The 17,457-nt window shown below is 66.9% G+C and carries 12 protein-coding genes; 4 read left to right on the top strand and 8 right to left on the bottom strand.

The features are described 5' to 3' along the window. Positions 1-65 precede the first annotated feature (65 nt). From H9658_RS01955 to H9658_RS01925, 7 genes are all read right to left on the bottom strand, one after another. A complete protein-coding gene (locus H9658_RS01955) occupies positions 66-1,781 on the bottom strand; it encodes an ATP-binding protein (RefSeq protein WP_191824150.1) in 1,716 nt (571 codons plus the stop codon). Further along, positions 1,768-3,294 (bottom strand): ATPase domain-containing protein, encoded by a 1,527-nt coding sequence (locus H9658_RS01950; protein WP_179564894.1) that lies wholly within the window; start codon positions 3,292-3,294, stop codon positions 1,768-1,770. Before H9658_RS01950 ends, H9658_RS01955 begins: the two co-directional genes overlap by 14 nt. A 386-nt stretch (positions 3,295-3,680) precedes the next feature. Continuing rightward, the gene (locus tag H9658_RS01945; RefSeq protein WP_185823117.1) at positions 3,681-4,040 is read right to left on the bottom strand and encodes a response regulator; all 360 of its coding nucleotides are present in this window, start codon (positions 4,038-4,040) and stop codon (positions 3,681-3,683) included. After that, positions 4,037-5,158, bottom strand: coding sequence for a PAS domain-containing sensor histidine kinase (locus H9658_RS01940; protein ID WP_191824149.1), 1,122 nt, complete (start codon positions 5,156-5,158; stop codon positions 4,037-4,039). Before H9658_RS01940 ends, H9658_RS01945 begins: the two co-directional genes overlap by 4 nt. A 270-nt stretch (positions 5,159-5,428) precedes the next feature. Continuing rightward, positions 5,429-6,814 (bottom strand): glycoside hydrolase family 43 protein, encoded by a 1,386-nt coding sequence (locus tag H9658_RS01935; RefSeq protein ID WP_191824148.1) that lies wholly within the window; start codon positions 6,812-6,814, stop codon positions 5,429-5,431. Positions 6,815-6,849: 35 nt separating this feature from the next. Beyond that, the gene (locus H9658_RS01930; protein WP_191824147.1) at positions 6,850-9,693 is read right to left on the bottom strand and encodes a glycoside hydrolase family 31 protein; all 2,844 of its coding nucleotides are present in this window, start codon (positions 9,691-9,693) and stop codon (positions 6,850-6,852) included. 304 nt (positions 9,694-9,997) lie between these two features. Continuing rightward, positions 9,998-11,464 (bottom strand): efflux transporter outer membrane subunit, encoded by a 1,467-nt coding sequence (locus H9658_RS01925; protein WP_191824146.1) that lies wholly within the window; start codon positions 11,462-11,464, stop codon positions 9,998-10,000. An 87-nt stretch (positions 11,465-11,551) separates the two neighbouring features. Here H9658_RS01925 and H9658_RS01920 point away from each other — a divergent pair, with 87 nt between their 5' ends. From H9658_RS01920 to H9658_RS01910, 3 genes are all read left to right on the top strand, one after another. Beyond that, a complete protein-coding gene (locus H9658_RS01920) occupies positions 11,552-12,169 on the top strand; it encodes a TetR/AcrR family transcriptional regulator (RefSeq protein WP_191824145.1) in 618 nt (205 codons plus the stop codon). Positions 12,170-12,244: 75 nt separating this feature from the next. Next, complete coding sequence (locus H9658_RS01915) at positions 12,245-13,351, top strand: efflux RND transporter periplasmic adaptor subunit (protein WP_191824144.1); 1,107 nt, start codon at positions 12,245-12,247, stop codon at positions 13,349-13,351. Beyond that, entirely contained in the window at positions 13,348-16,413 is a 3,066-nt protein-coding gene (locus H9658_RS01910) for an efflux RND transporter permease subunit (RefSeq protein ID WP_191824143.1), read from the top strand. The genes H9658_RS01915 and H9658_RS01910 overlap by 4 nt, the downstream gene beginning before the upstream one ends. Here the strand turns inward: H9658_RS01910 and H9658_RS22810 are convergent, their stop codons facing one another. Beyond that, positions 16,414-16,812 (bottom strand): hypothetical protein, encoded by a 399-nt coding sequence (locus H9658_RS22810; protein ID WP_225209666.1) that lies wholly within the window; start codon positions 16,810-16,812, stop codon positions 16,414-16,416. A 138-nt stretch (positions 16,813-16,950) separates the two neighbouring features. Between H9658_RS22810 and H9658_RS01900 the strand changes: the two genes are divergently transcribed. After that, complete coding sequence (locus H9658_RS01900; protein WP_179564907.1) at positions 16,951-17,418, top strand: PaaI family thioesterase; 468 nt, start codon at positions 16,951-16,953, stop codon at positions 17,416-17,418. Positions 17,419-17,457: the final 39 nt, after the last annotated feature.

Below are 17,457 nucleotides of genomic sequence, written 5' to 3'. Positions count from 1 at the left end.
CGCGCTGACGCGGCCGCCGCGGCGACTCGGCGCAGGCGCGCTGGCCGGGCCAACGATGCCTGCGCTTACGAATACAGGGGCGCCGCTTCCGGTTTGTCCTGGGCGCCGGGATTGGCCCGCACCTGCTGCAACGCGGTGGCCAGTTCGTCCAGCCGGTAGGGCTTGGACAGGATCTGCACGCCCTCAGCCTCGGCCGCGGATTTCGCCGCTTCCGCGTAGCCGCTGGTGAGCAGGATCGGCAGTTTCTGGCGCCGCAGGCGGATCTCGTGGACCAGCTCCAGGCCGTTCATGCCGCCGGGCATCATGATGTCGGAGAACACGATGTCCACCACGCGCTCGTTGGCCAACGCACCCAGCGCGGCAGCGGCGCTGGCCACGCGGGTGACCTGGTAGCCGAGCTGGCGCAGCATTTCGCCGACCAGGGCGGCGACTTCGTCGTCGTCCTCGACCAGCAGCACGTAGCCGGCGTCGCCCGGGGCGCGGCGCGCCACTTGTTGCAGGTCCACCAGATGCCGTTCGTCCGGCGCCGGCGCGCGGAACGAGCGCGGCAACAGCAGATGGATCGCGGTGCCCTGTCCGGGTTCGCTGTCGATGTGGATGGAACCGCCGGATTGCTGCACGAACCCGTGCACCTGCGCCAGGCCCAGGCCCGAGCCCTTGCCGATGTCCTTGGTGGTGTAGAACGGTTCGAACACCCGCGCCTTCACTTCCGGCGCCATGCCGACGCCGGTATCGACGATCGACAGGCGGATGAAGTCCGGATCGGTCTTGCCCGCGCCCGGCACGTTCTGCGCCCGCACCACGATCGTGCCGCCATTGGGCATCGCATCGCGCGCGTTGACCGCCAGATTGAGCACCACCAGTTCCAGCTCGCCCGGATCCACTTCGATCGGCCACAGGCCGTCGGCGAAATCGAAATCCACGTGCACGTCGCCGCGCAGGCTGCGGTCCAGCAGTTCGCGCATGCCGCCGATCTGCCGGGTCAGGTCGACCGGCTCCGGCTTGAGCTCCTGCCGCCGCGAGAACGCCAGCAACTGCCGGGTCAGCCCGGCGCCGCGCTGCGCGGCCTTCTGCATGCCATCCATCAGCCGCTTGCGCACGGCCGGATCGGCCTGGGTGTCGAGCATCGCCAGGCCGCCGGAGATCACCATCAGCAAATTGTTGAAATCGTGCGCGACGCCGCCGGTCAATTGCCCGATGGCCTCGATCTTCTGCGCGTGGCGCAGGGTTTCCTCGACCCGCGCGCGCTCGTCCATCTGCGTGCGCAGCAGGCGATTGGCCTGCTCCAGCTCGCGCGTGCGCGCCACCACCTGCGCCTCCAGCTTCTGCGCCGCCGACGCCTGTTCGCGCAACAGCGAGCGCACTTCGTATTGACGGGTACGGGCGCGCAGCGCGGCCTTGATGGTGCTGGTCAAGGTGATCGCCTGCACCGGCCGCTCGAGCAGGGCGACGTTGCGCAGCGAGGCCACGAGCTTGCGCCGCCAGGTCACCACGGACGGTTGTTCCTGATGGCTGGTCAGCACCACGAACGGCAGATCGGACCATGGCGGCTGCGCGTCGGCCCAGGCGAACAGCGCGCTCGCATCCTTGCCGAACAGGCCTTCTTCGGCGATGAACACCGCAGCGGCACCGATGTTCAGTTCGCGCACCACGCTGCCCAGGTCGGCGCAGTTGCATGCCACCACGCCGCCACGCCGCAGCAGTTCTACCGACGCATTGCCATCGCGCCCGATCGGAGCGTAGACCAGGACCCGGCTTTCGATGGCGTCACTGCTGCTCATGCGCAGCGGAATCCATGAAAGGCAGATCGTTTCCGCCGTAGCGCGGCGTGCCGCTGAAGATCGCGCTGAACTGCTTGATCGGCGAGCCGATATCCAGGCCGTTGCCGCTGAGCCGGAACTCGCGGATGGTGGTCTCGTGGCTGCCGCTGCGTTTCTTCACCACCGACAGCGCCCGGCGCACCGTGCCGTCCACTTCGAAATAGCGCAGCATCAGCACCGAATCGCTCAGATAGCTGAGGTCCAGCGGGGTTTCCATCGGCCCGACCAGTCCGTGCTGCGCCAGGACCAGGATGGTCAGCACGCCCTGCTGGCCCAGATAGCTGAGCAGTTCGTGCATCTGCAGGATCAGGAAGCGTTCGTCCGGCATCGCGTTGAGATAGCCGTTGAGGCTGTCGATGACGATCACCCGCGCGCCGTCCACTTCCACGCTGCGGCGCACGTTGGCCGCGAACTGGCCCGGCGACATCTCCGCCGGATCGATCTGCTGGAAACGGATCAGGCCGTTGTCGAGCTTTTCGTCGAGCGGCAAGCCCAGCGTGCGAGCGCGCGCCTCGACGGTGCTGCGCCCCTCGTCGAAGGCGAAGAACACGCTGTGTTCGCCACGCTCGGCCGCGGCGATGGCATAGGTCAACGCCAGCGAGGACTTGCCCACGCCGGCCGCGCCCAACAGCAAGGCGTTGGTGCCGCGCTCCAGTCCGCCGCCGAGCAGCCGGTCCAGTTCGGCGTTGCCGCTGGGAGCGACCTCCTCGATATGGTGGTGCTTGTATTCCCCCGCGATCAGGCGCGGGTAGATTTCCAGCCCGCCCTTCTCGATGGTGAAGTCGTGATAGCCGCCGCGGAACTGGATGCCGCGCATCTTGACCACGCGCAGGCGCCGGCGTTCGGCGCCGTAGTCGATGGCCAGCTGTTCCAGCAACACCACGCCATGGGTGATGGAGTGCAACTGCAGATCGTTTTCCTGCGAGGACAGGTCGTCGAGCAGGATCACCGTGCATTGCCGGCTGGCGAAGAAATGCTTCAGCGCCAACACCTGGCGGCGATAGCGCAGCGGGCTCTGCGCGAGCAGGCGCAGTTCGGAGAGACTGTCCAGGACCACCCGCGTGGGATTGAGCTGTTCGACCTTGTCGAAGATCAGCTTGGTGGTCTCGGTCAGCTCCATTTCCGCAGGATGGAACACGGTGAGTTCGCGTTCCGGATCCAGCACGATCTCCGGCGGCACCAGTTCGAACACGTCGACCTGGTTCATGCTCCAGCCGTGGCGGGCAGCCACCAGATGCAGTTCGCGCTGGGTCTCGGACAAGGTGATGTACAGCACCCGCTCGCCATGCCGGGCGCCTTCCAGCAGGAACTGCAAGGCGATCGTGGTCTTGCCGGTGCCTGGGCGGCCTTCGTAGAGATAGAGGCGGTTGGGGTCGACGCCACCGCCGAGGATATTGTCCAGGCCCGCACTGCCGGTCGAGATGCGCGGCAGGTCGTCGCCGTGCGCGTGATCGGGTTGCCGGTGGGGGGTCATAGGTGTCCTTGAAGGTTGCGTGTGGATCGAACGTAATGTGTTGCAGCTGTCTTGCTAAGGACCGCGCGCAGCAACTCGCATCAGCAGTCTCCCTTTCGCCAGCACGCCTTGCATGGATGTCGCGACCGGCGCCCGCTCACCTGGGCGTGCCTCAACGCTCACGGTTCAGTGACGCCAAAACACACTACGTTCGGCAAAGTGATGTTGTTGTGTAGGCACAGCCTGCGTCTTGCAGGGCGGAAAAACGGGTCGCGAACATCGTCGAGCGACGGCCAAGCCCAATACCACGAATGCCTCGCCGGGTCCCGAAACCGCCCCGCCCGAGCCGGTTGGCGGTTCGCCAAGACCCGGGAAGCCCGGCGTGCGCGGCCCTGGGCTGGCGGCGTTCATGCGTGGCCTTCTGGATCCAGCGTCCCCAGCAGTTCGTGCATGCGATACGGCTTGGACAGGAAACGCGCCGTGGGCGGCAAGGGCGGCAACTGCGACAGCGCATAGCCGGACAGCAGGATCGCCACGCAGGCCGGATTCATCGCCTGCGCGGTGCGCACGACCTCGATGCCGCTGACGCCGCCAGGCATGCTGATGTCGCTGATCACGCAGTCGAACCGCCCACTGGCCAGTTCCGCCTGCGCCTGGATGCCGTTGACCGCTTCGAGGACGTCGAACCCGGCATCCTTCAGGGCGAGGACCGTCACCATCCGCAGCAGCGCATCGTCCTCGACATAGAGGATCCTTCTCGTGGTCATGGCGTCATCGCAACCGGAATGTACATGGTGACCAGGGTTCCCTGCCCTTGCCCGCTGTCGATGGTCGCGAACCCGCCGGACTGGCCGGCGAAGCCAAACACCTGGCTCAATCCCAGGCCGCTGCCATTGCCGACATCCTTGGTGGTGAAGAACGGCTCCATGGCGCGCAGCCGCACCTCCTCGGACATGCCCGGGCCGTCGTCCTGCACCGCCACGCACACGTAGTCGTGATCGGGCCTGGCTTCCGCGTGCAGGGACAGGTCGGAGCGGCACAGCCGCGTGGAGATCACGATCCGGCCCTGCCGCACCGCGTCGCGCGCGTTCGCGACCAGATTCATCAGCGCCGCTTCGAACTGGCTGGCGTCGACCACGACCGGCGGCAACGCATCGGCGAACGCGAACTCGCAGGTCATGGCATCGCCGGCCACGCGCCGGTACAGCTCGGCGGCCCCGACGATCAGCGCATTGACGTCGTTGGGTTCGGGGACCAGGTCCTGCCCGCGGGCGAAGGCCAGCATCTGCTGCGACAACCTGCTGCCCCGCTCGGCCGCATCGGTCGCCGCCCCGATCAGCAGTTTGCTGCGCGCGTCGTGTTGGGTCTTGGCCAGCAGGTCCAGGCTGCCGACGATGACCGCCAGCAGATTGTTGAAATCGTGGGCGATGCCCAGCGTCAGGCGGCCGATGGCCTGCACCTTCTGCGCCTGCGCCAGGGCGCGTTCGGCCTTGCGCAGGTCTTCCGCGGCATTGAACTGCTCGGTGACATCGCGGGTGACCTTGGCATAGCCGACCAGCGCGCCATCCTTCCAGACCGGATCGATGACCACGCTGGCACGGAACTGCGAACCGTCCTTCCGCACCCGCCAGCCTTCGGCCTCGTAGCGGCCTTCGCGCCTGGCCGCGTCCAGCCCCTTGCGCGGCAAGCCGGCGGCGGCGTCCTGCGGCGTATAGAACCTGGAAAAGTGCTGGCCAACGATCTCGGCTTCTTCGTAGCCCTTGATGTGGCGGCCGCCGGTGTTCCAGCTGAGGATGAAGCCTTCCGGGTCGAGCATGTAGATCGCGTAGTCAGTCACGCTCTGCAGGAGCAGACGGTCTGCTTCGGTTGCGAGCGGAGTGCGCATTCAAGCCAGATGAGGCGGTGAAGTCGGCCAAAAATAGCCAGCCAATTGTTAGTTTTTTGTGGACTGCGCGGTCCTCTCGCTGCGTGGCGCCGAGCACCTCGCTGCGGCCCGCGGTTCAGTCGTTGCGCGACTCACACGGCGAGGTTCCGGTGACGCCCGGTCCGGACGTCCGCACCCGGCGGCCGCTGGCGACTGCGACTGCTGCGCGCGCGTCCAGTCGGATAGCAAATGGCGCGGACCGTCCAACGCCGGTGCCGCCCTGGGCGGGCTTCAACGCGCGAAACGCCAATCGTCGAAATCGAACAGCGACGGCTCCGCGCCGCCTTTGAACAGCATGTACAGATCGTGCGTGCCGACAGCGCCGGACACGGACGCCGTGCGTTCCTGCCACCGACCCACGGCATCGTTCGCACCAACCTGCAGCGTGCCGATCAGCGGACCGTCCACGCCGTCGAGCCGCAGTTCGATCGACGACGGCGCAACCGCGTTGGCCACGCTGGCGACAAAGCGCTTGGCGCCCGGCGTGCCGAAGTCGACGCCGGCGACCTTGATGTAGCTGCGGTCGACGATGCGCGTGACATACACGCCGCTGCGCGCCTCACCGGCGGTGCTGACACCCGGCGCCCAGTCGTACGGCCGGTCGCGGTCGCGCTTGAGCCGCGACGTCCACGCGATCGTCTCGGCCTCCACCCGCGTGTACGGATCGACGGTGCCGAGCTGCGCCACCCCTTTGCGGTCCCACCACGGCTGCTTGGGAATGGTGCCGTCTGGCCGGTACTGGAACCTGGTGAGGGTGACCGAGCGGCGTTCGTGATGGATCGGCGTCGTTTCGAAGTTGAGCCAGTAGTTGAAGCCGAACAGATAGGAGCCGCCCTTGTAGTCGACGATGCCGGGATGGTTGCCGGTGGAGCCCTGGTTCGGATCCATGATCTTGCCCTTGTGCACCCAGGGGCCGGTCGGGCCGTCGCTCATCGCATAGCCGATCCCCTCCGGGCAACAGGTCGATGCGTAGGCCATGTAGTAGTGGCCGCCGCGCTTGTAGAACCACGGCCCCTCCTGGTAGTCCGCCGGCTTGCTCTGCACTTTGGTGATCGGCCCGGAATAGGACACCATGTCCGGGTTGAGCTTGACGTACCACAGGTCCGGGTTGCCCCAGTACAGGTAGGCCTGGCCGTCGTCGTCGATCCACACGGTCGGGTCGAAGAAGCCCTCCGCCGGTGCGATCAGCGGCTTGCCCAGCGCATCGCGGAATGGCCCGTCGGGCGTGTCGGCCACGGCGACCGCGATGACGTTCTTGGGCGAACCGGCCACGCTGATCGGCACATAGAGATAGAACCTGCCGCCGCGCGCGACCACCTGCGGCGCCCAGGCATCGTTGCTCTGCACCGCCCACGGAAAGGTCTTGAGCGAGGCGACCACGCCGCGGTCGGTCCAGTTGACCAGATCGGTGGACCGGTACAGCCGCCAGTCGAGCATCTTGAAGCCTTCGGCATCGTCCTCGTCGTGGCTGGTGTAGAGATACACCACGCCGTCGTGGACCAGCGGCGCCGGGTCCGCGGTAAACCGCGTCTGCACGATGGGATTGTCGGCGCGCGCTGCAGCGAGCGGCAGGCCGACGGCGAGGACCAGCGCGGCGAAAAAGGCAGGCTTCGACAAGGCTGTACTCCTGCGGACAACGACGACGCGGGATTTCAGAACCGGACCGTGACAGGTTTTCCGGTATAGGAAATACGCTTGGTGACCGGCGCCGGCTCCATGCCGCCGCCGGCGGCGCCATCCACGAGTACGACGTCGAGCTCGCGCTGCGCGGTCATGCCGGGAAAGCCGCCTCGCCGCGGACCGATGCGCAGCGTTCTGGCCGCATCGTTCCAGACCAGATCGTAGGTGGCATAGGCGCCCTTTTCATAGGCATAGGTCTCGTTGTCGTCCTCGTACAGGGTGAAGCGCGCGTTCGCGCCCGGATAGACGCGGACTTCGTAGGGCGCCTGCGGCGCCTGCGTGGCGTATTGCACCTGCGGCCCCATCGGCACGATCGATCCGGCCCGCACGTAGAGCGGCAGCAGATCCAGCGGCGCGCGCCGGACGACGTGGCGGCCGCCATCGAAGCGCTGGTTGGTCCAGAAGTCGTACCAGTCCGCGCCCTTGGGCAGATAGGTGTCGACATTGTCGTCGAGAGCGCCGCGCGGCGCGCTGAGCGCCTGCCGCTCGCTCGGCGTTCTCCACGCCAGGCGCAGCATGCGCTCGGCATCGCCCTGGTAGTACTCGAGCCCGAGCTTGACGACCTGGCCCTTGCGCAGCGCGACCGTCGTCGCCTTGTACCGCGCAGCGCCGGCGTCCCAGTCCTGCACGACGGTCTTGCCGTCGAGCATCAGCCGGAAGCCGTCGTCGCCCTCGACCCCGATCTCGTATTCCCCTTCTTCAGGCGCGGTCAGTGTGCCCTGCCAACGTGCGGAGAAGTGCATCAGTCCGGAAAGGCCGGCCGGCACCTCGGCCAGCGGCGGATCGGGCCAGGTGTGGTCCACCTTCGGATCGACGAAGCGGCTCCTGGGCGTCTGGAAATGCTCGCCTTCGAAATACTGGCCGGCCAGGCCCGGCTTCCCGTCCGGCGTGCGCAGCACCTCGCCCGGGATGGTGGTCGCCGGCGGCGGTTCGACGTGGTACATCGCCCGCGTCACCGGATGGACGAGGAACGCGTTGCCGAACATGAAGGTATCGTCGATGGCGTCGGTGGCGCGATCGTCGGGGAAATCCATCATCAGCGGCCGCATCAGCGTGTAGCCGTCCGCGGTCACCTTCCAGCTGAGGCTGTAGATGTAGGGCAGCATGCGATAGCGCAGTTGCGTGCTCTTGAGCAGCGAGGCATAGACCGCCGGGTCCATCGACTTGAACCGGTACGGCTCGCGCTCGACGTTGGTGCCGTGGATCCGCATGAGCGGATTGAACGCCGAGAACTGCAGCCAGCGCGCATAGAGTTCGCGCCAGGCCGGGTTGTTTTCGCCGCCGGGGAAATCGGCGACGAAGAAGCCGCCCGTGTCCTGGGTCCAGTAGGGATTGCCGGTCACCGTCACATTGACGCCTTCGGCGACCTGCTGTTTCAGCGTCTTCCAACTGGCGTAGATGTCGCCGCTCCAGGACGCCGCGGCAGTGCGCTGCGCGCCCGCCCACGCCGAGCGGGTCAGCGTGAAAACGCGCTTGTCGCTGGTGGCGCGCTGGCCGTCGTACGTGCCCTGCGTGGTGAGCAGCGAGTAAGGATTGAGATACCGCGTGAAGTCGCCCAGCGCGTTGGAGCCCAGCGCCTTGGTGTCGCGGATATTGTCCTGCGCGTTCCACATGGCGCTGCTGACTTCGATCTCGGTGCCGTCCATCCACAGCGCATCGACGCCCTTGTCGAGCAGGCCCGACTTGATGTGCTTGAAGTAGATCTGCCGCCCCAGCGGACTGTAGGCGTCGTACACGCGCGCATGCTTGGAGATCCAGTGCAGCGGCGCGAAACGCAACCGGTGCTGGTCCAGTTCGTGGGCCAGCGCGGTATCGTCGCCGACCGAGGGCCAGATCGACACCATCAGCTTCATGTGCAGGTCGTGCACCTGGCGCGCCATGCCGGCAGGGTCGGGATAGCGGACCGGATCCCAGGTCATGCCGCTCCAGCTGCCGTCCTTGTCCGATCCCCAGTACTGCCAGTCCTGCACGATGTAGTCGAGCGGAAATCCGTCGTTGCGGAAGCTGCGGGCGACGTCGAGCAGCTGCTCCTGGGTCTTGTAGCGTTCCTTGCTCATGAACAGGCCGAACGCCTGCTTGGGATACATCGGCGCCTGGCCGGTCAGCGCCCGGTAGGCCGCGACCACCGCATCCGGGGTATCGCCGCCCATGAAGTAGTAATCGACGCCGCCGGGCGCGCTTTCGGCCCACATCGAGGCGCCGTCCGCATCGTCCTTGAACCGCATCTGCGAGTACGTGTCCCACAGGATCCCGTAGCGGCGCGAGGACATCAGTACGGGGATGACGATGCCCACGTTGGTCTGCACCAGCAGCAGTTCCTTGCCGCGCCGATTGCTGCTCTGCTCGCCGAGGAAACCCAGGCCATAGATCGCTTCGTCCGGGCGCAAGGTCAACCTGTTGGCCGCCTCGAACGTCGGCGCGCCCGACACGACGACCTTCTTCAATGTCTGCGGTGCGTCGCTGTTCTCTTCCGTATAGAGCTTGCCCGCAGCGTCGAGGAAACGCACCGCGCCGGTCCTCTTGCTGATTTCAACGCGCAGTGCGGCGCTTTTGAGCGTCAGCGTGTCCTCGGTCTCGCCGGTGGCGAAGGCGATGGGTTGCGGCGTGCCGATCACCGCCAGGCTGGGGGCGGTCCAGTAGTTCTCTCCCAGGTTCGCATTCACGCGAACGGTCTGCGGTCCGTAGAAGATCACGTTCTTGGCGATCTGGCCGATGCGGACCTGGACGCCTTGCTGCAGCCGCGTGTACGCGAACGACTCGCCGCGTCCGGTCGCGACAGCGCGCAGGTGTCCGCGCGCATCCAGGCCGGTCTCCATCGCGCTTGCGGCCTGTTTCGTACCGGCAGCGAACGATGCCGGGATGGATGCCGAAAGCCCGAAGGCCAGGAACGCCGCCGCCACAATCCTCTGTCGCCCCATCCGCATCTGCCGCTCCCTCGTCGCCCGTCGCGGGCGCATGGCGTTCGCTTTCCGAAAAAAGTGTACGCCTTGCGCTCGCGCGATCAACCGAAGGTTGCAACTGCATCCATGCGGGCTCGGCATATGGGATCGCATCGGTCTGCGGCGGCACCATGCCTGCGATCTACCCCGACGGCATGACCGTCAAGCAGTCATTCGCGCCTCACGATCCACGAGCCGCCACCGCGTCGGAAGACAGCGGCTGCCAGCCGCCACCGAGCGCCCGGAACGCGGCGACGGCGGCTCGCGCCGATTCGGTCTGCGCCTGCGCTCTCGCGTCGGACGCGTTCAACAGCGATGCGTCGGCATGCAGCACGTCGATCAGGCTCGCGGTCCCGCGCTGGTACGCGGTAAACGCCAATCCCCTGGCCCGAGTCAGCGATGCCTCGCCCTGCTTCAACAGCGTGGCCTGGTCCCGACGGTTGACCAATGCCGAAAAGGCGTTCTCGACATCCTCGGTCGCGCGCAGCACCGCTTGGCGATAGGCGGCCAAGGCCTCGGCATCCTGACCCTTGGCCAGATCGATCTGCGCATTGATGCGGCCGAAATCGAAAAGCCGCCAGCGCAGTCCCAACACGCCTGCCGCCTGGCTCGCGCCGCTGGTGAACAGGTTGCCGCTGGATACCGCGGTGGCGCTTCCCAGCAAGCCGCTCAACGAGAACTTCGGGTAGTACTCCGCGACCGCCTCGCCGATGCGGGCATTGGCCGCCGCAAGCCGGCGTTCTGCGACGACGAGGTCGGGGCGACGTTGCAGCAGGTCGGCCGGGGAACCCATCCCGGCGATTCCTGGCGTCGCCGGAATCGGCGCGGCGGCGTCGAGTTCGGCCCGATGCGTCCCAGGCGGGACTCCCAGCATCACATCCAAGGCATTCATTGCCGCATCGAGGCCCGTCTGCAGGCCTGGAACCGCCGCCTGCACTTGCGACAGCGCGCCTTCCGTCTGCCGCACTTCGTACTCGGCAGCCAATCCCCTTTTGTACAGCAGGCCCACTTTCGCCAGCAGGTCCTGCTGGGTCCTGACCTGGCGCCGGGCGATGGCGAGGCGCGTCTGCAGGCCGCGAATGGTGATGTAGATGTCGGCGGTCTGCGCGGCTACCGCCAGCCGTACTGCTCCGGCACCGGCCTGCGAGGCTTGATAGTCGGCCAATGCCGCCTCACGACCACGCCGCAGACCGCTGAACACGTCCGCTTCCCAGCCTGCCTCCAGATCCAGCTCGTAGGCGCTTCCCCACCGGTCGTATCCGGGCGCGGCATCGAGCACCTGCCCCAACGGGGTTTCTATCGATTGGCGGGCGCGCGCGGCCGAACCGCTGACGGCTGCCGACGGCAGCAGGGCCGCATTGGCCGCGCCAAGCCCGGCGCGTGCCTGGGCGACGCGCGCGGCCGCCTGCGCCAGGTCCAGGTTCTGCTCGAGCGCCAACGCCACCAGCCGCGTCAGCAGCGGATCGTCGAAGCCTTGCCACCACGCCGCCAGGTCGATCGCGGACGGGCCGCCATCCTGCCCGGCCTGTGTCTGCCCGAGGTAGTGGCTGGGCAGCGGCGCCTCGGGCCGGCGGTAGTCGGGGCCGACCGCGCAGCCGGCCGTCACGCTGGCGCAGAGCAAAAGGACGAGAGAGCGACGGAACTGCATGGCGATCCTGAAAGCTGGCTTGTTGTGACCATATTACGAAATGGTCACTTTTTGTCAAATCCACGGGCGGCGCGGTACCCTGTGACAATGACCAAGACCCCTTCTCCCGCGCCCCAACCCAGGGGACCTTCGGACCACGATGTCCGAGACCAGATCGTCGAGGCGGCGACCGAATATTTCAGCCTGTACGGCTACGACAAGACGACCGTTTCCGACTTGGCGAAAGCGATCGGCTTTTCCAAGGCCTACATCTACAAGTTCTTCGATTCCAAGCAGGCGATCGGCGAGGTCATATGCTCCAATCGCCTCAGCGCGATCATGGCGGCGGTTGGCGAGGCCGTTGCCGGCGCGCCTTCCGCCCCCGAGCGCTTAAGACGCGTTTTCAAGGCCCTGGTGGAGTCCAGTAGCGAACTGTTCTTCGACGATCGCAAGCTCTACGACATCGCCAGGACCTCGGCCGCCGAATCCTGGCCCTCCGCCCGCGCCTACGAAGAGCACGTCAAGGCCCTGGTCCTGCAGATCGTGCGCGACGGTCGCGAAGCGGGCGAATTCGAGCGCAAGACCCCGCTGGACGAGACAGCCAATGCCATCTATCTGGTCATGCGCCCATTCATCAATCCGCTGTTGCTGCAGCACAACCTGGACAACGCCGCCGAGGCGACGGCCCAGTTGTCGGGCCTGATCCTGCGCAGCCTGTCGCCCTGAGCCCTTCGTTGTGACTATTGAACATCTTGGTCACAAGTATAGAATGGGTGCCCTATCCCGTCAGGAAGGGTTCCCATGTTTCGGCGCCAGTGTGTCCCGTATGCCATTTGCCTGTTACCTCTTGTCTTAGCGGCATGCGGCGATAAACACGCCGCCGATCCGCGCACGGAAGCGCCGCTGGTCAGAGTCGGGGCCGTGCAGGGCGGTGCCGACGCACCGCGGTCGTTCACCGGCGTCGTCGCGGCTCGAATCCAAAGCGATCTGGCGTTTCGCGTGCCGGGCAAGGTGCTCGAGCGCCTGGTCGATACCGGGCAGACTGTCAAACGCGGCCAGGCGCTCATGCGCATGGACCCGATCGACCTGGGCCTGCAGGCACAGGCGCAGCAGGAAACGGTCGCCGCAGCCCGGGCGCGCGCCACGCAGACCGCCGACGAGGCGGCGCGCTATCGCGACCTGGTTGCCGAAGGGGCCGTCTCGGCATCCGCCTACGATCAGGTCAAGGCCGCCGCCGACACGGCGCGGGCGCAACTCAAGGCGGCCGAGGCGCAAGCCGGCGTCGCCAGGAACGCGTCGGGCTACGCCGTCCTGCTCGCCGACGCCGATGGCGTGATCGTGGACACGCTGGCCGAGCCGGGGCAAGTGGTCGGCGCCGGGCAGCCGGTCATGCGCCTGGCGCATGCGGGCCAGCGCGAAGCCATCGTGCAACTGCCCGAGACGCTGCGGCCGGCTGCGGGTTCGCTGGCGCATGCCAGGCTGTACGGCGATCGCCAGACCGCGATGCCGGCGACCTTGCGGCAGCTGTCCGATGCGGCTGACCGGCTGACCCGCACCTACGAAGCCAGGTACGTGCTCGACGGCGCGTTGGCCCGCGCCCCGCTGGGCGCCACCGTCACCGTCGAGATCCCGACCGGCACGGACGCCGCCGCTTCGCTGCAAGTCCCGATCGGCGCCGTGTTCGATCCGGGCAAGGGCCCGGGCGTGTGGGCCGTCGAGGGCAAGCCTGCCAAGGCTGTCTGGCGCTCGGTCCAGGTGCTTGGCTTGACCGACGAGGTAGCGCAGGTGAAGGGCAATCTCGAGGCTGGCGACCAGGTGGTGTCGCTGGGCGCACATCTGCTTCGCGAAGGCCAGCTGGTCAGGCCGATCGGCCAGGGCCAGGCGCTGGCTGGCGGAGCGCGTCCATGAGCGAGGGGCGTTTCAATCTGTCGGCGCTGGCGGTGCGCGAGCGTTCGATCACGCTGTTCCTGATCTTCCTGATCTCCGTCGCCGGTGTTCTCGCGTTCTTCCAGCTCGGACGCGCGGAAGATCCGCCGTTCACGATCAAGCAGATGACGGTCGTCACCGCCTGGCCGGGCGCGACCGCGCAGGAGATGCAGGACCAGGTCGCCGAACCGCTGGAAAAACGCCTGCAGGAACTGCGCTGGTACGACCGCGCGGAAACCTATACGCGCCCCGGCCTGGCCTTCACCATGATTTCGCTGCTCGACAGCACCCCGCCTGCGCAGGTGCAGGAGGAGTTCTATCAGGCCCGCAAGAAACTCGGCGACGAGGCCAGGAAACTGCCGGCCGGCGTCATCGGCCCGATGCTCAACGACGAGTACGCGGACGTGACCTTCGCGCTGTTCGCGCTCAAGGCCAAGGGCGAACCGCAACGGCTGCTGGTGCGCGACGCCGAGACCCTGCGCCAGCAATTGCTGCACGTTCCGGGCGTGAAGAAGGTCAACATCATCGGCGAGCAGCCCGAGCGCATCTTCGTCTCCTTCTCCCACGACCGCCTGGCCACGCTGGGCGTCGCGCCGCAGGACATCTTCGCCGCGCTCAACAGCCAGAACGTGCTGACCCCCGCCGGCTCCATCGAGACCAAGGGACCGCAGGTGTTCCTGCGCGTCGATGGCGCATTCGACAGCCTGGAGAAGATCCGGCAGACCCCGATCGTCGCGCAGGGACGGACGCTGAAGCTGTCGGATGTGGCGACCGTGGAACGTGGCTACGAGGATCCCGCCACCTTCCTGGTCCGCAACAACGGCGAACCGGCGCTGCTGCTGGGCGTGGTGATGCGCGACGACTGGAACGGCCTGGATCTGGGCAAGGCGCTGGAGGCGGAAGTGACCAAGGTCAACGCCGGGCTGCCGCTGGGCATGACGTTGAGCAAGGTCACCGACCAGGCCGTCAACATCAGCTCGGCGGTCGACGAGTTCATGGTCAAGTTCTTCGTCGCCTTGCTCGTGGTGATGGTGGTGTGCTTCGTCAGCATGGGCTGGCGTGTCGGCATCGTCGTCGCGGCGGCGGTGCCGCTGACGCTGGCAGCGGTGTTCGTGGTCATGGCCGCGAGCGGCAAGAACTTCGACCGCATCACGCTCGGCTCGCTGATCCTGGCACTGGGCCTGCTGGTGGACGACGCCATCATCGCCATCGAGATGATGGTGGTGAAGATGGAGGAAGGCTACAGCCGCGTCGCCGCCTCGGCCTATGCGTGGAGCCATACGGCGGCGCCCATGCTGTCCGGCACGCTGGTCACGGCCGTGGGCTTCATGCCCAACGGATTCGCGCGCTCCACGGCCGGCGAATACACCAGCAACATGTTCTGGATCGTCGGCATCGCCCTGATCGCATCCTGGGTCGTCGCGGTGGCGTTCACTCCCTACATGGGCGTGAAGCTGCTGCCGGACATCAAGAAGATCGAAGGCGGCCACGCAGCCATCTACGACACCCGCCACTACAACCGCTTCCGGCAAGTGCTCGGGCGCGTCATCGCGCGCAAATGGCTGGTCGCCGGCGCGGTGCTCGGGCTGTTCGCGCTGTCCGTCGTCGGCATGGGCGTGGTCAACAAGCAGTTCTTCCCGACCTCCGACCGGCCCGAGGTGCTGGTCGAGGTGCAGATGCCCTACGGCACCTCGATCGAGCAGACCAGCGCCGCGACGGCGAAGGTCGAAGCCTGGCTGGCGAAACAGAAGGAAGCGCGGATCGTGACGTCCTACATCGGCCAGGGCGCGCCACGCTTCTTCCTGGCGATGTCGCCCGAACTGCCCGATCCGTCGTTCGCCAAGATCGTGGTCCTTGCGGGCGACGACAAGGAACGCGAAGCGCTCAAGTTCAGGCTGCGCCGGGCGGTGGCCGACGGCTTGGCGCCGGAGGCGCAGGTGCGCGCCACCCAGATCGTGTTCGGCCCGCCTTCGCCGTTTCCGGTGGCGTATCGCGTCATGGGCCCCGACCCGGACGTGCTGCGCAAGATCGCAGGCGACGTCGCCGATGTCATGCATGCCAGCCCGATGATGCGCACGGTCAACACGGATTGGGGACCGCGCGTCCCCACCCTGCGCTTCACGCTCGACCAGGACCGGCTCCAGGCCGTCGGACTGACCTCCAGCGCCGTGGCTTCGCAGCTGCAGTTCCTGTTGAGCGGCGTGCCCCTGACCGAGGTGCGCGAGGACATCCGTTCGGTGCAGGTGCTGGGACGCGCAGCCGGCGAGATCCGTTTCGATCCTGCGAAGATCGGCGGCTTCACGCTGGTCGGAGCGGCGGGACAGCGCATTCCGCTGTCCCAGGCCGGCACCGTCGATGTGCGCATGGAGGATCCCATCCTGCGCCGCCGCGATCGCACGCCGACCATCACGGTCCGCGGCGACATCGCCGAAGGCCTACAGCCCCCGGACGTTTCCACCGCCATCCTGGCCCAGCTGCAGCCGATCATCGGCGCGCTTCCGCCCGGCTACCGGATCGAACAGGCGGGCTCGATCGAGGAGGCCGGCAAGGCCACCAAGGCGATGCTGCCGCTGTTCCCGATCATGGTCGCGCTCACCCTGCTCATCATCATCCTGCAGGTGCGCTCGATCGCGGCCATGGTCATGGTGTTCGCCACCAGTCCGCTCGGCCTGATCGGCGTCGCGCCGACGCTGCTCGTGTTCCAGCAGCCCTTCGGCATCAATGCCCTGGTCGGCCTGATCGCGCTGTCGGGCATCCTGATGCGCAACACGCTGATCCTGATCGGGCAGATCCACCACAACGAACGCGAAGGGCTGAGCCCGTTCGACGCGGTCGTCGAAGCCACCGTGCAGCGGGCGCGGCCGGTGATCCTGACCGCCCTGGCCGCGATCCTGGCATTCATCCCGCTGACCCACTCGGTGTTCTGGGGCACCCTCGCCTACACGCTGATCGGCGGCACCTTCGCCGGGACGATCCTGACCCTGGTGTTCCTGCCGGCGATGTATTCCATCTGGTTCCGGATCAGGCCGGAACCTTCGCGCTGATCAAGGCTTCACGAACCGATAGGCGAAGCGATGCCGCAGCCGCTCGTAGACGGCTCGATTGAAGCGGGCCGCAGTCGCGCCCCTGGCCTGGATCAGCGCGGTATGGAGATCGGGGTAGAACAGGTGCAGCCACAGCACATCCGCTGGCTGTATCGTCTCCGGCATCGCCACGAGATCCGCCGAGACGACTTCGACGTTGTCTCGGCCTGGCTCCTTGGCAAGGGTACGTTGCGCTACCCGCCCTGGAGCGGATCGCGGGGCAACCGGATCGACCGCGGACGCTGCTGGCGCCGCGTCAAAAATGATCCAGCCTCCGCTGCTTGTCGCCAGCGCTACCGCCGCCCTGCCCTGCTGACCGGCGATCGGGTCGCGGCTTTTGTATCGACAAATGTCGGCCACGCACCCGGTCAGGACCGCCGCTTGGCACGGTCATATATTATGGTCATCATATAAGCAGCAAAGACGATGCGCCCCGCAGACGTCAATCTTGCTGAAGCCGTCCGCGCCCCTGCGCCGGCCCACATTGGAGACATGCCAGTGAATCTCGTCGACGAAATTGCCCCCGGCCTTTCCGGGCTTGAGACCCTGCAGGCGCTGATCGCTGCCGGAGGCCGACCGCCGATCGGCGATTCGCTGGACTTCACTTTCGTCGAAGCCGGCGATGGATGGGCGGTCTTCTCAGGCACGCCCGGCGTGCACGCCTACAACCCGATCGGCACGGTCCATGGCGGCTATGCCGCGACGCTGCTCGATTCGGCGTGCGGATGCGCCGTGCATTCCAAGTTGTCGGCGGACCAGGCCTACACCACCTTGGAACTAAAGGTTTCGTACCTGCGCCCGATCACCGCCGACACCGGCCCGCTCCGCGCGGAAGGCCGCGTCCTATCCGTCGGCCGCCGTGCCGCCTTTGCCGAGGCGACGCTGAAGGACGCCAACGCGCGCATCTATGCCAGCGCGACCTCGACCCTGCTGGTGATGGAGCGCCCGCAACGGCAGCGCTCCTGACCCGAAGAACACAGCAACCGCAAAGTTCGTCCGGGTACG

Source organism: Xanthomonas bonasiae, from assembly GCF_014836395.1.
Taxonomy (GTDB): Bacteria; Pseudomonadota; Gammaproteobacteria; order Xanthomonadales; family Xanthomonadaceae; genus Xanthomonas_A; species Xanthomonas_A bonasiae.
The sequence above is the reverse complement of the archived record's forward strand: the minus strand, read 5'-3'. Positions and strand labels throughout refer to the sequence as shown.

Excerpts from the sequence above, each read along its gene's own strand:
- H9658_RS01940 (WP_191824149.1), bottom strand. The coding sequence starts at position 5,158 with ATGCGCACTCCGCTCGCAACCGAAGCAGACCGTCTGCTCCTGCAGAGC.
- H9658_RS01945 (WP_185823117.1), bottom strand. The coding sequence starts at position 4,040 with ATGACCACGAGAAGGATCCTCTATGTCGAGGACGATGCGCTGCTGCGG.
- H9658_RS01925 (WP_191824146.1), bottom strand. The coding sequence starts at position 11,464 with ATGCAGTTCCGTCGCTCTCTCGTCCTTTTGCTCTGCGCCAGCGTGACG.
- H9658_RS01915 (WP_191824144.1), top strand. The coding sequence starts at position 12,245 with ATGTTTCGGCGCCAGTGTGTCCCGTATGCCATTTGCCTGTTACCTCTT.
- H9658_RS01930 (WP_191824147.1), bottom strand. The coding sequence starts at position 9,693 with ATGGAGACCGGCCTGGATGCGCGCGGACACCTGCGCGCTGTCGCGACC.
- H9658_RS01955 (WP_191824150.1), bottom strand. The coding sequence starts at position 1,781 with ATGAGCAGCAGTGACGCCATCGAAAGCCGGGTCCTGGTCTACGCTCCG.
- H9658_RS01910 (WP_191824143.1), top strand. The coding sequence starts at position 13,348 with ATGAGCGAGGGGCGTTTCAATCTGTCGGCGCTGGCGGTGCGCGAGCGT.
- H9658_RS01950 (WP_179564894.1), bottom strand. The coding sequence starts at position 3,294 with ATGACCCCCCACCGGCAACCCGATCACGCGCACGGCGACGACCTGCCG.
- H9658_RS01920 (WP_191824145.1), top strand. The coding sequence starts at position 11,552 with ATGACCAAGACCCCTTCTCCCGCGCCCCAACCCAGGGGACCTTCGGAC.